Raw genomic sequence first — 15,528 nt, forward strand, 5'->3', positions numbered from 1 at the left:
GTGGGCCGAACTCAGTTATCGCTGTGGCAATCGGCAAATTTGCGGTAGTTCAGGGTCTCGGTCTTGCCCTGCGAATTCAGGTAGGTCAGTTGGGCATCGACGATGCCGCAGGAAGCCCCGGCATCCTGTGTCATTGCCAGCACTTTCTGGATGTCCAGGTGCGTGCCGTAGGTGTAGGTTTGCGGCGTGACGTCGGCTTCGGCGCGGGCCGAGAAGGTGCAGATATTCAGGGCGGCAAACAGGCAAGCGGCATAGAGGGTATTGGTGTTCATGGTCGTTTTCTCAAGGCTTCGATGGTTGGGTGGTTCAGTTGAGCCGAGGCGCTTGGGTTGGCCTCGATGTGGCTCATTAGAAGCCCGTGAGGTATCTCGTCTGTGTCAAAAACAGGCGCGGATAACTCGATTCGTATCAGGACCCCGTCCTGATACACGGCCATACAACCCCCCCGGAAATTGTTGTTTTTGCCTCTGCATGTATCCTTCGCCAGAGCAGATACACTGCAATACAAACCGCCGCGGGCGAACGGACTCAGTCTCTATAGACTGAGCCGCAATTCCCATTGACAGAGGCTTGGCCCATGGAACACGTTGATCACATCCTCATCGTGGACGATGACCGTGAGATTCGAGAGATGGTAGGCAACTACCTGAAGAAGAACGGCCTGCGCACTACCGTGGTTGCGGATGGCCGCCAGATGCGCTCGTTTCTCGAGTCCACGCCGGTTGACCTGATCGTGCTGGACATCATGATGCCAGGCGACGATGGCCTGGTGCTCTGCCGCGACATTCGCGCCGGTAAACACAAGGCCACGCCGGTGCTGATGCTAACCGCCCGCAACGACGAAACCGATCGCATCATCGGCTTGGAAATGGGCGCCGACGATTACCTGGTCAAGCCGTTCGCCGCCCGTGAATTGCTGGCGCGCATCAACGCTGTGCTGCGCCGTACGCGCATGCTGCCGCCCAACCTGGTCGTTACCGAAACCGGAAGGTTGCTGGAGTTCGGGCGCTGGCGCCTGGACACATCCGCCCGCCATCTGCTTGATGAAAACGGCACCATGGTCGCCCTCAGCGGCGCTGAATATCGCCTGCTGCGGGTGTTCCTCGACCATCCGCAACGGGTACTCAATCGCGACCAGTTGCTCAACCTGACCCAGGGCCGTGACGCCGACCTGTTCGACCGTTCCATTGATCTGCTGGTCAGCCGCCTGCGCCAACGCCTGCTTGACGATGCCCGCGAGCCGGCTTACATCAAAACCGTGCGCAGCGAAGGGTATGTCTTCTCGCTGCCGGTGCAAGTGCTTGGAGCACCGGCATGAAGCCTTCGCTGCATTGGCCTCGTACCCTCGTCTCGCGGCTGTCGCTGATCTTTCTGGTAGGGCTGACCCTGGCGCAGGCCTTGTCCTTCGGCGTGCAGTATTACGAGCGTTACGAAACCGCGAAAAACACCATGCTCGGTAATCTGGAAACCGATGTGTCGACGTCCATTGCCATCCTCGACCGCTTGCCCGCCGAGGAACGCATGAGTTGGTTGAAACAACTGGATCGACGCAATTACCGCTATCTGCTCGATGAAGGCTCGCCAGGCGCCGCCCTGCGTGACACGCCGATTGCAGTGACCTCGATCAAGGAGGCCATCGGCAAGGATTACCCGATGACCGTGACAGACATTCCCGGGCCTATCAAACACTTCCAGGTCCATCTGAAACTGGCTGACGGCAGCCCCGTGACCATCGACGTGCGCCCCTCAATGGTGCCGTTGTCGCCGTGGCTGCCGGTGGTTTTGCTGGGCCAGTTGGCCTTGATGATTCTGTGCGCGTGGCTGGCCGTGCGCATTGCCATACGCCCGCTGACCCGCCTGGCCCAGGCCGTGGAAAACCTCGATCCCAATACTCACCCGGTGCATCTGGATGAACAAGGCCCGACCGAAGTCGCACACGCTGCCATCGCCTTCAATGCCATGCAGGCGCGCATTGCTGCCTATCTGAAAGAGCGCATGCAACTGCTGGCGGCGATTTCCCACGACCTGCAAACCCCGATCACGCGCATGAAACTGCGTGCCGAATTGATGGACGACTGCGGCGACAAAGACAAATTGTGGAATGACCTCGGCGAGATGGAGCATCTGGTGCGTGAAGGCGTTGCCTATGCCCGCAGCGTGCATGGTGCCACCGAAGAAAGCCGCCGTACCGATCTTGATTCATTCCTCGACAGCCTCGTGTTCGACTACCAGGACATGGGCAAGGACGTGCAGCTCAGCGGCAAAAGCGCCGCAGTGATTCACACGCGGCCCCACGCGCTGCGCCGAGTGCTGGTAAACCTCACGGATAACGCGCTCAAATTCGCCGGTGCAGCGCAGCTGCGGGTCGAATCGAAGGACGGCGACAGCCTCTCGGTGACCGTGATGGATCGTGGTCCCGGCATCGCCGAAGAGGAGCTGGCCCGTGTGGTTGAGCCATTTTACCGCGTGGAAAATTCGCGCAACCGCAGCACCGGCGGCACGGGCCTGGGCCTGGCTATCGCCCAGCAACTGGCACAAGCCCTCGGCGGCTCCCTGACCTTGAGAAATCGCGAAGGCGGCGGACTGTGCGCTGAACTGAGATTACCGACGCGCTTATCGTAGGAGCACGAATCATGCAGGATACGTTCAATCTGTCCCGTTTCGTCGAGGCTCAGCGCCCGGTGTTCAGTCGAGTCATGGACGAGCTGCGCGCGGGCCGCAAGACGAGCCATTGGATGTGGTTCGTCTTCCCGCAATTGCAGGGGCTGGGTCGCTCCGATATGGCCGGACGCTTCGCGATTTCCTGTCTTGCCGAGGCTCGTGCCTACCTCCAGCATGAGTTGCTGGGGCCACGACTGGAGGCGTGTGTCGCGGCCGTTTTGCAGCATCGAGGGGTGAGTGCCGAGCAGATATTCGGCTCGCCCGATGACCTGAAATTTCGCTCCTGCCTTACGCTGTTCAAGAGTGTCCCGTCCGGCCCCGCTGTGTATCAGCAGGCGCTCGAGCAGTTTTATTCGGGTGAGCCGGACCGCAAGACGCTGCTCTTGCTTGGGCAATCGGCGTGAGTGCTAAACCTTGGGAGGATCCTTATCAATTGCTGAACGTTGATGTGTATCTGGAGCGGCTCAAGGAGGAGGGTGGTGAGTTGCGCCAGCTGCAGGGCGTGATCGGTAATTCAATGAGATTCGGGCAGCCTGATCGAATACCTTCTTCGACAGCTCCCGCAATATCATGCTGGACCGACTCAGCTCAGCCGGTTGTGATTGAACCCGCCTGCTCTTGATTCCCTTCGCGTTGTTTCTCCGCGCTCTCAAAAGGCGCGCGCTCAAGGCCCGCTGCGTACGCCTTTATCCTGGGCTTCAATGACGAGCCGAGTGCGGTCTTCGGACAGCAGCATTCGCGCCGTGACCAGTATCGGCAATCAATTGTGACGCATCACTGATGATCCATTGAATTGCAGAACCTTACAGAAATATTAGGGGGCGAGTGACAGGCTTCCTTCATAATATCAAATTTAACATAATATACATTATGCGAACCATTGGGATTGTCCTTCAGGGGCTCTGTTCGTCGCATTTCACTAATGCGACGATCACCGCGCCCCAGATTCAAAAGCAGCCATCGTCGCCCTCACTGACCTGCCTCCGATTGACCCTTGGGCCATCGGACGTTTACGGCGAGTCAGCACACCGTTCACCAACGCTGTGGTGAAATCGATAACGTTGTCCGTCATAACGCAGTACTGGGAAACAAGAACCCGGGCCGCCGACTTCGACATCAGGCCAACCATTACTGCCTTTGCCAGGGAGAAACTCAGCGACGCCGATTTCTTTGAGCATGAGTTTCCAGCCACCGTCAGGCTGCTGGCTGACTAGATAAAATCCGGTACCTGCTTGCCCATAACAGTCAGTGCTGCCTTCGGTAATCAACGCATCCGGCCGACCGTCACCGTTCAGGTCCTCAATCAACTCCATGGTTGCCGGCGTGTAGCTACCCGTTGTCTCGACTTCGCACTCCGACGCCTCTTGGTTAAATCCAGCAGCGCGGAAAGCTTTTACCTGCTCGCTACGCGGCAGTTCATCCGCCAGCGCCGTGGCACTGGTCAGGAGACATGCCACCCATAGACCTGACGTAAGCCTTCCCCGCATAGAGACCGTCCCTTTATGATGCTCAAATGTTAAGTATCGTGCATGTACCCACACTAGCGTAAAGGATGAGCTAGCTCTGCCCTTGCCATATAACCAATATATATAACTAAACTAAATGAATATTTAGTAGAGTTATATATACAGCTTTACCGCGCTGACAAAAAACCTCAATAACCACTCACCGCCGTCATCGCCCCACCCACAATCGCAATCCCAGAGCTGCTGCCCAAACGTGTCGCGCCGGCTTCAATCATCTTCAACGCCGTTGGATAATCGCGCACGCCACCGGATGCCTTTACCCCAACCCTGGCACCCACAGTTCTGCGCATCAGTGCCACATCTTCGACCGTAGCCCCGCTTCGGCTGAACCCGGTGGACGTCTTGACGAAGGCCACACCCAGGTCACGGCAGATTTCGCAGGCCTGGACCTTCTGCTTGTCATCAAGCAGGCAGGTTTCCAGGATGACCTTCAACGGCACGGCGCCGCAGGCCTGTTGGACCAAGGCGATGTCTTCGCGCACGGCGTCCAGCAGCCCGTCCTTCAACCAGCCGATATTGAGCACCATATCGATCTCCCCTGCCCCGGCGGCAATCGCCTGTTGGGCTTCGTAAGCCTTGGTGTCACTCAGGCCGGCGCCCAGTGGAAAGCCGACCACGGCGCAAATCACCACCCTGTCGTCGGTCAGGCACGAAGCGGCATAAGGCACCTGTGCGGAATTGAGGCACACCGAATAAAAGCCATGCTCGCGGGCTTCCTCGCACAAGGTGCGGATCTGTGCACGGGAGGCGTCGGGCGCCAGCAAGGTGTGATCGATGTATTTGGCCAATGCGGCGGGTGGGAGACTGTTCATTTAATGGGCCCTTGCCTGTATGTTGCCAATGATTGTGAGGCGCTTGTCACAGCGCTCACGTTAATTAGTTACAATAATAACAAATAATGTTACTTATTTAACACTAACAATCAAGCCCTGGAAGACTCGTGGACAGTAGAAAAGCCGAGCGATTGAAGCTTATCCAACAAGCCTTGCAAGACCAGAACGCCATTCATCTGAAGGAAATGGCTGCACTGCTGGACGTTTCCGAGATGACCCTGCGCCGCGATCTCAACCACTTCAGCGATCACCTGCGGCTGCTGGGTGGCTATATCACCCGCATCGGCAATGAGAGCGGCGATTACCGGGTGGCCGAGCAGGACACCCGCCACGTCGAGGAAAAACGCCGCATCGGCAAACTCGCCGCCGCGTTGATCCAGGCCGGTGATACGGTATTTTTCGACTGTGGCACCACCTCGCCTTTTGTGGTTGATTTCATCCCTGATGCGCTGGAGTTCACTGCGGTGTGCAGTTCCTTGAACGTGCTGCTCAAACTGCAGAACAAGCCCAATTGCCACATCGTGTTGTGCGGTGGCACCTTTCACCGCAAGAACCAGGTTTTCGAAAGCAACGCCGAGAGCAGCATCCTCGACAGCGTGCGCCTGACGTGGGCCTTTGTGACTGCCGCCGGCGTCAGCCAGGCGTTTGGCGTAACGTGCTTCAACTTCAATGAAGTCGAGGTCAAGCAGAAGGTCATGCGCCAGGCTCAGCAACGCGTATTGCTTGCCGATTTCAGTAAGTTCGACACGGTGCGCACCGCGCACTTCGCCGCCCTGGAAGACTTTCAGTACGTGGTCAGCGACAAGAAAATCCCCCGCAGCTATAAGGACGTCATCCAGGCCAATGGCGCGCAGTTGCTGGTTTAACCCAGCAACCGTTGCCGTTCCTGTGCACTCAAATAACCGGTGCTGACACTGAACGAAGCGCTGGTTCCAGCCGCCAGCATGCGTACGTGGCCTTTGGCTTTCTCGGCGTTATAGCCCTCGGGTTCGCAGGTGGACGGCAACACGAATGCCGCCACTTGCTGATCCGGCGTGTGCAGGATCCAGCGGGCAGCGTGGGCAAACTGTTCGGGACGGTAGCGGGTGTAGAACGCCGCACCGCTGGGATGATCCAGCAGAAAGTGCGCCTGGCCCGTGGCGTCGGTGCCAACGTCGTCGAAGAAAAACACGATCTCCGGGTCGTACAAGGCCGGCTGTTCAAGGCAGGCCAATTGCGCAGGCTGCTCGGCCAGCTGCGCCATGTAGGCGCTCCATGCCGGCGTCGGCTTGACATGGTCCGGCACGCTGGTGCGCAAACGCTGGCGCTGCATGCCCAATGGCTCGACAAACCGCGCGCCGTCCACATACGCATAGTTCATGTGGGCCATATACATCAGGTCCATGGGCTTGCCGGCCAGGTTCGTTACCTGCATGTCGATATCGAACAGGGCCGAATCGGCGCGCAGTGTCACGCTGGGACTCGCCCGATAGCGATCGCCGAACCCCTTGGCATATTCATACGAGCCTCCCAGGCGCACAACGCCCTCGTCCACCTCCAGCCAGGCCGTGTCCATGGGCGCGCAGGGCATTTCGCCGTGCAAGGCATGCGTGTCATCCGGCGCCGGGCAGCCGTTGCGCAGCAGGCCACTGTGAAACATGAAGCAGCCGTAGGTCTCGATGATCGTCGGGCTGGGCCGGGGTTGCTCAAACAGATTGCTCATGGTCAAGTCGCAACCGTCGAACACGGCTGACCAGATCATCTGCCCCTGATAAGGCAGTATCACCAATCGGCCACGGCTATTCTCCAGGCTTACGGCCAGTACACCAGACGGGTAAGTCCAGGCACTGACCTTGAAGGCCGACGATTGCAGCAGGACTTTCTCCTGCTCGCCAAACACCGCAGGGTACAACGCGATACGTGTCTTCATGAGGCCACCGCCCCGGTCGCGCCCACCGGTAAGGCGCCGGGTTGGCGCATGCACTTGAGTGCATACATCACGATCACAATGAAGCACAGCAACGGCACGCTGTAAGCCAGTTGCATGTTGCCGCCGCTGGCGTCAGACAACAGGCCCTGGAAGATCGGGATCACCCCGCCGCCGACAATGCTCATCACCAGCAATGAACCGCCGACGCCGGTGTCTTCACCCAGGCCGTCGATGGTCAGGCCGTAGATGGTTGGCCAGCAAGGACCCAGGAAAATACTCACGCCGACCGCTGCATATACCGCCGAAATGTTCGGCACCAGAATGGTGTAGGCCAGCAGCACGATACACAGCACCCCGTAGATCGCGAGGACCTTGGCGGGATGCAGGCGCCGCATCAACAGGTTGGCGATCAACTTGCCGACAAAGTAGGCGGCAAAGGTGGTCAGCAGAAACCATGAAGCGCTGCGTTCATTCATACCGCCCATCTGCATGGCCAGCCGGATGGTGAAGCTCCATACCCCGACCTGCGCCCCCACATAAAGAAACTGCGCCAATACGCCAAAGGTAAAGCGCGGGTTACGCCACAGCCGCCCCAGGCTTTGACGCACGCTGCCCGGCTTGCTGTCGGCAGGCTTATTGCCTTTGCACGCGGGGAACCGGGTAATCGCGACAAGGATAAACATCAGCACCAGCACCGCAATCATCCACTTATAGGGCAACAACGTGGACTGGATCATCTGCAATTGCTGCACCGCTGCCTCGGAAGCGCTCATCTGAGCCAGTTGTTCAGTGGTGGCGTCGGTGTCCTTGAACATCACGAAACTGCCCACATACACCCCGGCCATGGCGCCGAACGGGTGAAAGGTCTGCGAGATATTCAAGCGCCGGGTCCCGGTTTCCCGGGGCCCCATCAGTGTCGAGTAGGTATTGCAGGCGGTTTCCAGGAACGACAGGCCGGCGGCGATCACAAACAGCGCCAGCAGGAACATGCCGTACTTGGCCGTGGACGCGGCCGGGAAAAACAACAAGCAACCCAGCATGTACAGCAGCAGCCCCACCAGAATCGTGCTCTTGTAGCTGAAACGACGGACCACCATCGCAGCCGGAATCGCCACAAAAAAGTAGCCCAGGTAAAACGCCGACTGCACAAAGGCCGTCTGGAAATCACTCAGCAAAAACGCTTTCTTGAAGTGGGCGATCAGCACATCGTTCATGCTCGCCGCGGCGGCCCACAGTGCAAAGATGCTGCACAGCAGGATAAAGGCGAACCAGGGCGTGCGGTTCAGGTAGAAACCATCGGGGGTCTGTCGCAGCGCAGGTTTGTTCATTATTGTTCTCCGGGCTGGGTGAAGGTGTCAGCGCTGTTGCTTAAAGCGATCGAACGTTTCGCTGTCGGGATAGGAACTCTGCGTCCCCAGCCCCATGACCGAGCACGCGGAATACGCCACCGCCTGCTCCATGGCCTGACGAATATGGCGGTCGCGGTTCCAGTGGTGAATAAAGCAACCGATAAAGGCATCGCCGGCACCGGTGGTGTCACGGGCGTCAACCCGTACCCCCGGCACCTGGAACTCCCCCTCCTCCCCCACGTACAGCGCACCGTGCTCGCCGAGGGTAACGATCACGTGACGGATACCGCTGGTCACCAGGCCGCGGGCAGCGGTTCGGGCCGATTCCGGCGAGTCCACGACTTCGCCTGTGATCAACGCCAGTTCCGATTCGTTGGGGATCAGGAAGTCAAGGTGCGCCAGGTGCTCACGGCTCAAGCCGGCCAGGGCCGGTGCGGGGTTGAGGAGCACCGCGATACCCTGTCGGTGAGCGAATTCGATGGCGTGGTAGACCGTCTCCAGATTGATCTCCAGTTGCAGCACGATCAGCGTGCAGTCACGCAGGTCGGCGGCCGCCGCCTCGATGTCCACCGGCAGCAAATGCGCATTGGCGCCCTTGACGATCAAGATACTGTTATGGGAATCGGCCCGGACAAAAATCGGCGCGACGCCACTGGAAACGCCAGGCACGCGCTGCACATAACGGGTGTCGATGCCAAAGCGCTGGAAGTTGGCCACTGTGTTGTCGGCAAACATGTCGTCGCCGACCTTGCTCAGCATCAGGACATCAGCCCCAAGCTTGGCGGCCGCCACTGCCTGGTTGGCCCCTTTGCCGCCGCAACCCATGGCAAAGCCAGGCGCCTCCAGGGTTTCGCCCTGGGCCGGCATACGGTCGATATAGGTAATCAAATCCACCATGTTGCTGCCGATGACTGCGATCTTGCTCATTGCTATTCCACCTTGTTGCAGCACGACCAGGCAGGTCACGTCGCTCTTGTTTTGTTATTTAAATAACATTAGGTGTGAATATTCAATCTTTTTTTGTGGGCACGATTCAACGCATCATACGAATAGGCACGGGAAAGGGCCGGGTATCATGCGCCGGTACGCGGCCTTGAGCCGTTGCTGAAGGATGGCATTCACGCAAAAAAAAACCGGCCCACAAGGAGCCGGCCAAAAAACGTCTGCGCTACAGGCTGAACCGATCCACGGACTGCGACAATTTGCTCGCCAAACCGGCCAATTCATCGGTGGTCGAGGCGGTTTCACCAATAACGCGGCTGTTGTTTTGCGACATGCCGGCAATCATTTCCACCTGATGGGCGATTTCGTTGCTGGCCAGGCTCTGCTCACTGATGGTGCGCGAAATATCGTTAACCAACTCGGTGGTATTCAAGGTGGCCTGAAGAATGTCGCGGATAGCTCGCTCCACCTCAGCGGTCACGGCCATGCCTTTGTCCACCTGGGAGACGCCCTCCTCCATGCTGGTCACCGCCTCGCGAGTGTTTTGCTGAATACGCCCGACCATGCTGGCAATTTCCTGGGTCGATGCGCTGGTGCGTCCCGCCAGGCTGCGCACCTCGTCGGCCACCACGGCAAAACCGCGCCCTTGCTCGCCCGCACGGGCCGCTTCGATCGCAGCGTTCAAGGCAAGCAGGTTGGTCTGGTCAGCAATGCCTTTGATCACCTGGATAATGCTGTAGATGGCCTCGGACTCCTTATCCAGCGTGCGGATGACCTGGGCCGACTGCTGCGCTGAACGGGCGATGCCGTCCATATCCTTGACCACCTGGTGAATGACACGGCCACCGTCCTTGGCCAAATTTTCAGCCTGGTTGGCCATGTCCAGGGCGCGCCCGGCGTGGCGAGTGATTTCCTCGATGCTGGCGGTCATTTCACTTGCGGCTGCCGCCATGGTGCTGGCAGCGCTACTTTGTTGCTGGCTGCTGTCGGCCACTTCATGGCAACCTTGGCTAAGGCGCTCGCTCATGCCATTGACGCCATGGGCGTTGCTGCGCACCACCTCGATCATGCCGCGCAGGTCGCGCTGCATGGTGGCCAGACTGCTGATCAACAAACCGGCTTCATCCTGGCGACGCGGCTCCACAATCGGCTCGCTCAGGTTGCCCCGGGCGATGCTCGCGGCGATGCGGCTGGCGGTTTGCAGTGGTCCCATGATGCTCATGGTCACCCAGCGGCCCTGGCCCAACAGCAACACCAGACTGGCAATCAATACCGCGCCGAGGGTGAAGTTAGCGGTGCTGATGGTATGTTGCGTGCCGGCACTGGTTTTTTGCGTATGGCCTTCGATCAGTTCGCTCAGGGCAGCCATCTGATCTTCCAACTGGCTGAAGGCGGTATGAAAGGCATTCAATTGCCCCCGCGCGGCTTCGGGGTTATCCAGCGCCAAAGCGACGATGCGCTCGCCGGCGCTGATGTAGGTGTCCAGACTGGGTTTGATTTTTTCCAGGCTGTCCTTGATCGTGTCTTCCACCGGCAGCTTGAGGTTGTCTCCGAGCACCTGGCGAAAGTGCTCGGCGTGCTCCTTCAGCGAAGTGTTGACCTCATCCCTGGTGCTGGTGCTTTTCCCCAGGCCCACCAGCATGGCCGACAACACATCGGCGCGCAGGGCATCGTGCATCATGTCGGCTTCCATGTGATTGCGCAGCACAGTCATGCTGACTTCATTGTCCTCTACCGCTGCCCCCATCCGGTTATTTCCCAGGTAACCGGCCACGCTCATGACCAACGCAGTGAGCAATCCGGTCGCAATCAACAACATCAAGCGCAATTTGATCGTCATGCTCGTATCCCCGTACCTGGACTGCCGGTTGGGAACCCAACCGCTTGACCGCCCCTGCTACCGTTATCGGCCAGAGTCTCTGGTTAGTGAAGCCTAAGTTTGCGGATTTGCACCGATCCCTTAAGCTAACCGACCTTTGCTGCGCCCCGGATCTACCCATGTCTCGAAGTATTGCCCACCTCGCCCTGCTGCTGGGCTTGATCACCGCTGTTGGCCCGTTTGCCATCGACATCTACCTGCCTGCCCTGCCGACCCTCGGCGCCAGCCTCCAGGCCTCGCCGGCCGCCGTGCAAATGAGCCTGACGGTGTTTTTCATGATCATCGGCGTGTGCCAGCTGTTCTACGGCCCGATCAGCGATGTGTTCGGGCGCAAGTTGCCGATCTACGTGGGGCTGGTGATTTTTACCATCGGCAGTATCGGCTGCGCCCTGGCGCCGACCATCGAAATGCTGATCGGCTTTCGTGCTGTGCAAGCATTCGGTGCCTGCGCGGGAATGGTGATCCCGCGGGCGATTGTTCGCGACCTGTACACCGGCCATGAAGCCGCGCGGCTGATGGCCTTGCTGATGCTGGTGATGAGTGTTTCGCCGATCCTCGCGCCCTTGGCCGGTAGCCTGGTGATTTCGATCTGGAGCTGGCGCGAAGTGTTTGCGGTGCTGGCGGTGGTGGCAGTGCTGTGCCTGGTGATGACCATCGTGCAACTGCCGGAAACCCATCCAGCCGAGCGTCGCCTGGGCAAGACCCTGGGCAATGCATTTGGCAGCTACGGAGCGCTGCTGCGCGATCCGGTATTCACAGGGTTGTCGGTGGTCTGCGGTTTCGGCCTCGCTACCTTTTTCGTCTTTATCGGCAGTGCGCCCTTCGTGTACATCGAGTATTTCGGCCTGACTCCGACGCAGTTCAGCCTGTGCTTTGCCCTTAACGCGGCTTCATTCTTCGCCATGAGCCAGCTGACCGCACGCCTGAGCGCGCGTTTCGGCCTGGCGCCACTGATCCGCTGGTCGGTAATGGGCGTAGCCGCGGTCATGGCCCTGCTGGCGGCCACCACGCTATGGGGTGACAGCCTGGTCTTGATGATGGCGCTGCTGTTTACCGGGTTTGGCTGCCTCGGCCTGCTGCTACCGGCGGCTGGGGTGCTGTCGCTGGAAGATCATGGCGCAGTGGCAGGTTCTGCATCGGCGCTGCTGGGCGCCATCCAGATGGTCACTGCCGCCGTAGCGATGACCCTGGTGGGGATATTCGCCGACCATACCCCGGCGCCGATGTTGATTGGCATCGCGTTGTGTGCGCTCGCCGCAATGCTTACCACGCTGTGGACCTTGCGCCGTTTGCCGGCACATCTGGCCTCCAGCGTCCCGCCCTCCTCCTGAGGCAAGGCGTAAACCATTCGTCGGGCCTTGCGGGCATCCATTACAACTATCGCCGGCCACGTAATTACTAACTCCATAGCACCTTTGGAAACCTATGGAGACTGAAATGACTGACTATCCACGCCCGCCTTTCGCCCCTCAAGCCCAAGCCGTGCCGGGTTCCCAGAAAAAAATGGATCCGTACCCCGACTGTGGCGAACAGAGCTACAAGGGCTCCGGCCGCCTGGCCAATAAAATTGCCCTCATCACCGGTGCCGATAGTGGCATTGGCCGCGCCGTTGCCATCGCCTTCGCCCGCGAAGGTGCCGATGTGGCCATTGCGTACCTGGATGAGCACGACGACGCCAAGGAAACCGCGCGCTGGGTCGAAGAAGCCGGTCGCCAATGCCTGCTGCTGCCTGGCGATATCGCGCAAAAAGCCACTTGCCAGGCATTGGTGGACAAGACCGTCGAACAGTTTGGGCGTATCGACATCCTGGTCAATAACGCCGCGTTCCAGATGACTCACGAAACCTTCGAAGAGATCGAGGATGAAGAATGGGTCAAGACCTTCGATATCAACATCACCGCGATGTTTCGCATCTGCAAGGCGGCCCTGCCCCATATGAAGGCCGGCAGTTCGATCATCAATACCAGCTCGGTCAATTCGGACATGCCCAAGCCAACACTGCTGGCCTACGCTGCCACCAAGGGCGCGATTGCCAACTTTACCGGTGGCTTGGCGCAGTTGCTGGGTGACAAGGGCATCCGCGTCAACAGTGTGGCGCCGGGCCCGATCTGGACGCCATTGATCGTCGCGACCATGACCGATGAGGACGTGAAAAACTTCGGCGGCGAAACCCCGCTGGGGCGTCCAGGGCAGCCGGTGGAAGTGGCGCCGATTTATGTCTTGCTGGCTTCGGATGAGGCCAGCTATATCTCTGGGTCACGCTATGCGGTGACTGGCGGCAAGCCGATTCTCTAAGCCCTCTGAAAGACCAATTGTGGGAGGGGGCTTGCCCCCTATAGCGGTGTGTCAGTCAGCTTATGTGTAGCTGGTCCATCGCTAATCGGGAGCAAGCCCCCTCCCACATTTTGATCTTCATTAATCCTGAGGCTACAAATCAAACCGATCCACCGCCCGCCGCCGCTCGTTGTCGTCACGCACGTCATAGCTGGCGGTGGTCTGGATATTGGTGTGATGCGCCAGCTTCTGTGCAATCGACAAATCATGCTCTTCAATCACCCGTGTGATGAACGAGCGGCGGAAGTCATGGGGCATGATCTTCACGCCCACCTGGTCGCCGCGCTGGCGGGCGATGTAGTAAATCGCATGTTTGGTGATGCTTTCCCGGGTGATATGGCTGCCCCGGCGGATCCGGTTGAACAGGAAGCTGTCGTCCTGTTCGCCTTCCTTGAGTTGCCCGCGACGAAATTCCAGCCAGGTCCGTAGTTTGGCAAACGCCCAGTCCGGCGCGTACTTGATCAGCTCCTTGTTGCCCTTGCCGATCACCCGCAGGCTGCGTTCGTCAAAATTGATCTGTGCCAGGTCAAGGTTGACCGACTCTGACTTGCGCATGCCCGAGCCATACAGCAGGCCGATTACTGCGGCGTCCCGCAGGCCCTGGGGGCGAGGGTCGGCTGCGCAGACCTCGAGCATCTCGCGGATCAAAGTGCGACGCAGGTTACGGCCCTGGCCCAGGCGTGTGCCCGGTGCGGCCTTGACCGAGCGCATCTTCAACAGGTGGTCCTGGCTGATCAAGCTCATGCGCCACGCTTCGTTCATCACGCCGCGCACGGCATTCACATATAACGACGAGGTATTCGGCGCATAGCCGTCCTCGCGCAACGCCGCGACCAGGGCGATCACATGATCGGGTTGCAGCAGGTGCCAGTCGACCTCTTCGAGGTTGATGTCCTCGAAGCCCAGGCGATCGGCGGCATCCTGTAGCACATAGCGCATGGTCAGTTGGCTGGAAGGTGCCAGGCGGGTGAGGTAAAGGGTCAGGGGGTTGCGGATAGACTCAGTCAAGGTAGATCAGCCTTTGAATTAAATAAATCGCTTAACCTGTTGATTAATCGATGTATTTAGTGAATTGGCGAGGGCAAAGTCTAACCCATGATCGGCATGGCTATCTACACAACTTCTGGTACGCCACTGGACTGTGTGGGAGGGGGCTTGCTCCCGATAGATACCCATGCCCCGATGAGGGCGTGTCAGTGAATGCATCTGTGGCTGACCCGCCGCCATCGGGGGCAAGCCCCCTCCCACATTTTGAGCGGCGAATATCAGGGCATCACGGCTCCGCGGCGTCTTCCTCGCCGGAAGCCTGAGGCTGGGCCATGGACTGGCTCCAGTCGGCATCCTGCTGCTGCATCAGCGCGAACCAATGTTTGCGCATGAAGGTGAGGTAGCCGTCCGGCGCCTTGGCGAAGTCTCTCTCGTCGCCATAGCAGCCTGGCAGCGGCAGTTCGGTGCCCTGCTCCTTGTATTGGCTGACCAGCGCCTGCTGGGCCGCGACGCTGCAGTCGGTGGGCAATGGCATGCCGCGCAAGGCTCCGGCGTCTTCATCCCACCAACTGGCACCCACACGGTCGAGGCCTCGCAGGCGGTACTTCTCGGACTTGCCGACGTGCATGATCAGCTTGAATTCGTTAGGGCTGACATCACTGGTGCAGGTACGCGAATAGCCGACCGTGGCCTGGGTATTGCCGTCGCCCAGCAGGTCGGTGACCTTGGTGGCGGCGCGGTCAAAGCGCAGCCCGGCGTCGAATTCGCAGTGCTGCACGTCGTCGTACAGCATCCACACACGCTTGGGCCGGTCGCCCCCGAGCAGGTACTGTGCAGCGTAAACAAAGGCTGACTGGGTGCCATCATCGTCCCGCTCGCTGATCTGTTCGGCAAGCACCAGCAGGTTTTTGCCCTGGCGGTCATCCCAGGTATAGGCAGCGACTTGTTTACCGCGTACTTCCACGCCTTCCGGCACCTGCTCGATGCTGGTCAGTGCGACGCCGTCATCGGCCCGCACGCTGGTGGCACAGGCCACCGTCATCAACAGTCCCATCAGCGCGGGCCGCAACTGGCCGCATAAAAGTTGCACGCTATTCATTCGAGTACC

At 59.3% G+C, this 15,528-nt stretch carries 15 protein-coding genes and 1 pseudogene; 6 read left to right on the forward strand and 10 right to left on the reverse strand.

Going from position 1 to position 15,528, the window contains the following annotated elements; all coding sequences use genetic code 11:
- Positions 1–11: 11 nt before the first annotated feature.
- The gene (locus ASD70_RS26550; RefSeq protein WP_046068139.1) at positions 12–272 is read right to left on the reverse strand and encodes a DUF2790 domain-containing protein; all 261 of its coding nucleotides are present in this window, start codon (positions 270–272) and stop codon (positions 12–14) included.
- 305 nt (positions 273–577) lie between these two features.
- On the opposite strand from ASD70_RS26550, the gene ASD70_RS26555 reads away from it, so the two are divergent.
- The 3 genes from ASD70_RS26555 to ASD70_RS26565 are packed head-to-tail and all read left to right on the forward strand — an operon-like array spanning position 578 to position 3,065.
- Positions 578–1,318: a response regulator gene (locus tag ASD70_RS26555; RefSeq protein WP_046068138.1), complete on the forward strand. Its 741-nt coding sequence runs from the start codon at positions 578–580 to the stop codon at positions 1,316–1,318.
- Complete coding sequence (locus ASD70_RS26560; RefSeq protein WP_056847874.1) at positions 1,315–2,622, forward strand: ATP-binding protein; 1,308 nt, start codon at positions 1,315–1,317, stop codon at positions 2,620–2,622. Before ASD70_RS26555 ends, ASD70_RS26560 begins: the two co-directional genes overlap by 4 nt.
- A gap of 11 nt (positions 2,623–2,633) precedes the next feature.
- On the forward strand, positions 2,634–3,065 hold the full coding sequence (locus ASD70_RS26565; protein WP_056847875.1) for a DUF1810 domain-containing protein: 432 nt from the start codon (positions 2,634–2,636) through the stop codon (positions 3,063–3,065).
- A gap of 606 nt (positions 3,066–3,671) precedes the next feature.
- On the opposite strand, the gene ASD70_RS26570 is transcribed toward ASD70_RS26565, so the two are convergent.
- Both ASD70_RS26570 and deoC read right to left on the reverse strand, forming a co-directional pair.
- On the reverse strand, positions 3,672–4,118 hold the full coding sequence (locus ASD70_RS26570; RefSeq protein ID WP_236708747.1) for a hypothetical protein: 447 nt from the start codon (positions 4,116–4,118) through the stop codon (positions 3,672–3,674).
- A 197-nt stretch (positions 4,119–4,315) separates the two neighbouring features.
- Complete coding sequence (gene deoC, locus ASD70_RS26575; protein ID WP_046068124.1) at positions 4,316–4,999, reverse strand: deoxyribose-phosphate aldolase; 684 nt, start codon at positions 4,997–4,999, stop codon at positions 4,316–4,318.
- A 128-nt stretch (positions 5,000–5,127) separates the two neighbouring features.
- Between deoC and deoR the strand changes: the two genes are divergently transcribed.
- On the forward strand, positions 5,128–5,886 hold the full coding sequence (gene deoR / locus ASD70_RS26580; RefSeq protein WP_056847876.1) for a DNA-binding transcriptional repressor DeoR: 759 nt from the start codon (positions 5,128–5,130) through the stop codon (positions 5,884–5,886).
- Here the strand turns inward: deoR and ASD70_RS26585 are convergent.
- The 5 genes and pseudogenes from ASD70_RS26585 to ASD70_RS30100 all read right to left on the reverse strand — a co-directional run.
- Entirely contained in the window at positions 5,883–6,929 is a 1,047-nt protein-coding gene (locus ASD70_RS26585) for an aldose 1-epimerase family protein (protein WP_046068122.1), read from the reverse strand. The genes deoR and ASD70_RS26585 overlap by 4 nt on opposite strands.
- A complete protein-coding gene (gene fucP, locus ASD70_RS26590) occupies positions 6,926–8,257 on the reverse strand; it encodes an L-fucose:H+ symporter permease (RefSeq protein ID WP_056847877.1) in 1,332 nt (443 codons plus the stop codon). Before fucP ends, ASD70_RS26585 begins: the two co-directional genes overlap by 4 nt.
- A 27-nt stretch (positions 8,258–8,284) precedes the next feature.
- The gene (rbsK, locus tag ASD70_RS26595; RefSeq protein ID WP_046068120.1) at positions 8,285–9,205 is read right to left on the reverse strand and encodes a ribokinase; all 921 of its coding nucleotides are present in this window, start codon (positions 9,203–9,205) and stop codon (positions 8,285–8,287) included.
- A gap of 241 nt (positions 9,206–9,446) precedes the next feature.
- Positions 9,447–10,310 (reverse strand): methyl-accepting chemotaxis protein, encoded by an 864-nt coding sequence (locus tag ASD70_RS30095; RefSeq protein WP_419178864.1) that lies wholly within the window; start codon positions 10,308–10,310, stop codon positions 9,447–9,449.
- Positions 10,305–11,060: pseudogene (locus ASD70_RS30100) on the reverse strand (MCP four helix bundle domain-containing protein); the annotation flags it as partial. The pseudogene ASD70_RS30100 and the gene ASD70_RS30095, both read right to left, overlap by 6 nt.
- A 158-nt stretch (positions 11,061–11,218) precedes the next feature.
- Here ASD70_RS30100 and ASD70_RS26605 point away from each other — a divergent pair.
- Positions 11,219–12,430, forward strand: a complete 1,212-nt coding sequence (locus ASD70_RS26605; protein ID WP_046068118.1) for a multidrug effflux MFS transporter — start codon at positions 11,219–11,221, stop codon at positions 12,428–12,430.
- A 106-nt stretch (positions 12,431–12,536) separates the two neighbouring features.
- Entirely contained in the window at positions 12,537–13,394 is an 858-nt protein-coding gene (locus tag ASD70_RS26610; protein WP_046068117.1) for an SDR family oxidoreductase, read from the forward strand.
- A gap of 132 nt (positions 13,395–13,526) precedes the next feature.
- Here ASD70_RS26610 and ASD70_RS26615 read toward each other — a convergent pair whose 3' ends face one another.
- Entirely contained in the window at positions 13,527–14,441 is a 915-nt protein-coding gene (locus ASD70_RS26615; RefSeq protein WP_056847879.1) for a site-specific integrase, read from the reverse strand.
- 265 nt (positions 14,442–14,706) lie between these two features.
- Entirely contained in the window at positions 14,707–15,519 is an 813-nt protein-coding gene (locus ASD70_RS26620) for a M949_RS01915 family surface polysaccharide biosynthesis protein (protein WP_056847880.1), read from the reverse strand.
- Between the last annotated feature and the right edge of the window lie 9 nt (positions 15,520–15,528).

Origin of the sequence: Pseudomonas sp. Root569 (assembly GCF_001427465.1) — a bacterium.
Classification (GTDB): domain Bacteria; phylum Pseudomonadota; class Gammaproteobacteria; order Pseudomonadales; family Pseudomonadaceae; genus Aquipseudomonas; species Aquipseudomonas synxantha.

Coding starts and splice junctions, on each gene's coding strand:
- ASD70_RS26550 (WP_046068139.1), bottom strand. CDS start 272: ATGAACACCAATACCCTCTATGCCGCTTGCCTGTTTGCCGCCCTGAAT.
- ASD70_RS26555 (WP_046068138.1), top strand. CDS start 578: ATGGAACACGTTGATCACATCCTCATCGTGGACGATGACCGTGAGATT.
- ASD70_RS26560 (WP_056847874.1), top strand. CDS start 1,315: ATGAAGCCTTCGCTGCATTGGCCTCGTACCCTCGTCTCGCGGCTGTCG.
- ASD70_RS26565 (WP_056847875.1), top strand. CDS start 2,634: ATGCAGGATACGTTCAATCTGTCCCGTTTCGTCGAGGCTCAGCGCCCG.
- deoC (WP_046068124.1), bottom strand. CDS start 4,999: ATGAACAGTCTCCCACCCGCCGCATTGGCCAAATACATCGATCACACC.
- ASD70_RS26585 (WP_046068122.1), bottom strand. CDS start 6,929: ATGAAGACACGTATCGCGTTGTACCCTGCGGTGTTTGGCGAGCAGGAG.
- fucP (WP_056847877.1), bottom strand. CDS start 8,257: ATGAACAAACCTGCGCTGCGACAGACCCCCGATGGTTTCTACCTGAAC.
- rbsK (WP_046068120.1), bottom strand. CDS start 9,205: ATGAGCAAGATCGCAGTCATCGGCAGCAACATGGTGGATTTGATTACC.
- ASD70_RS30095 (WP_419178864.1), bottom strand. CDS start 10,310: ATGCAGCGCGACCTGCGCGGCATGATCGAGGTGGTGCGCAGCAACGCC.
- ASD70_RS26605 (WP_046068118.1), top strand. CDS start 11,219: ATGTCTCGAAGTATTGCCCACCTCGCCCTGCTGCTGGGCTTGATCACC.
- ASD70_RS26610 (WP_046068117.1), top strand. CDS start 12,537: ATGACTGACTATCCACGCCCGCCTTTCGCCCCTCAAGCCCAAGCCGTG.
- ASD70_RS26620 (WP_056847880.1), bottom strand. CDS start 15,519: ATGAATAGCGTGCAACTTTTATGCGGCCAGTTGCGGCCCGCGCTGATG.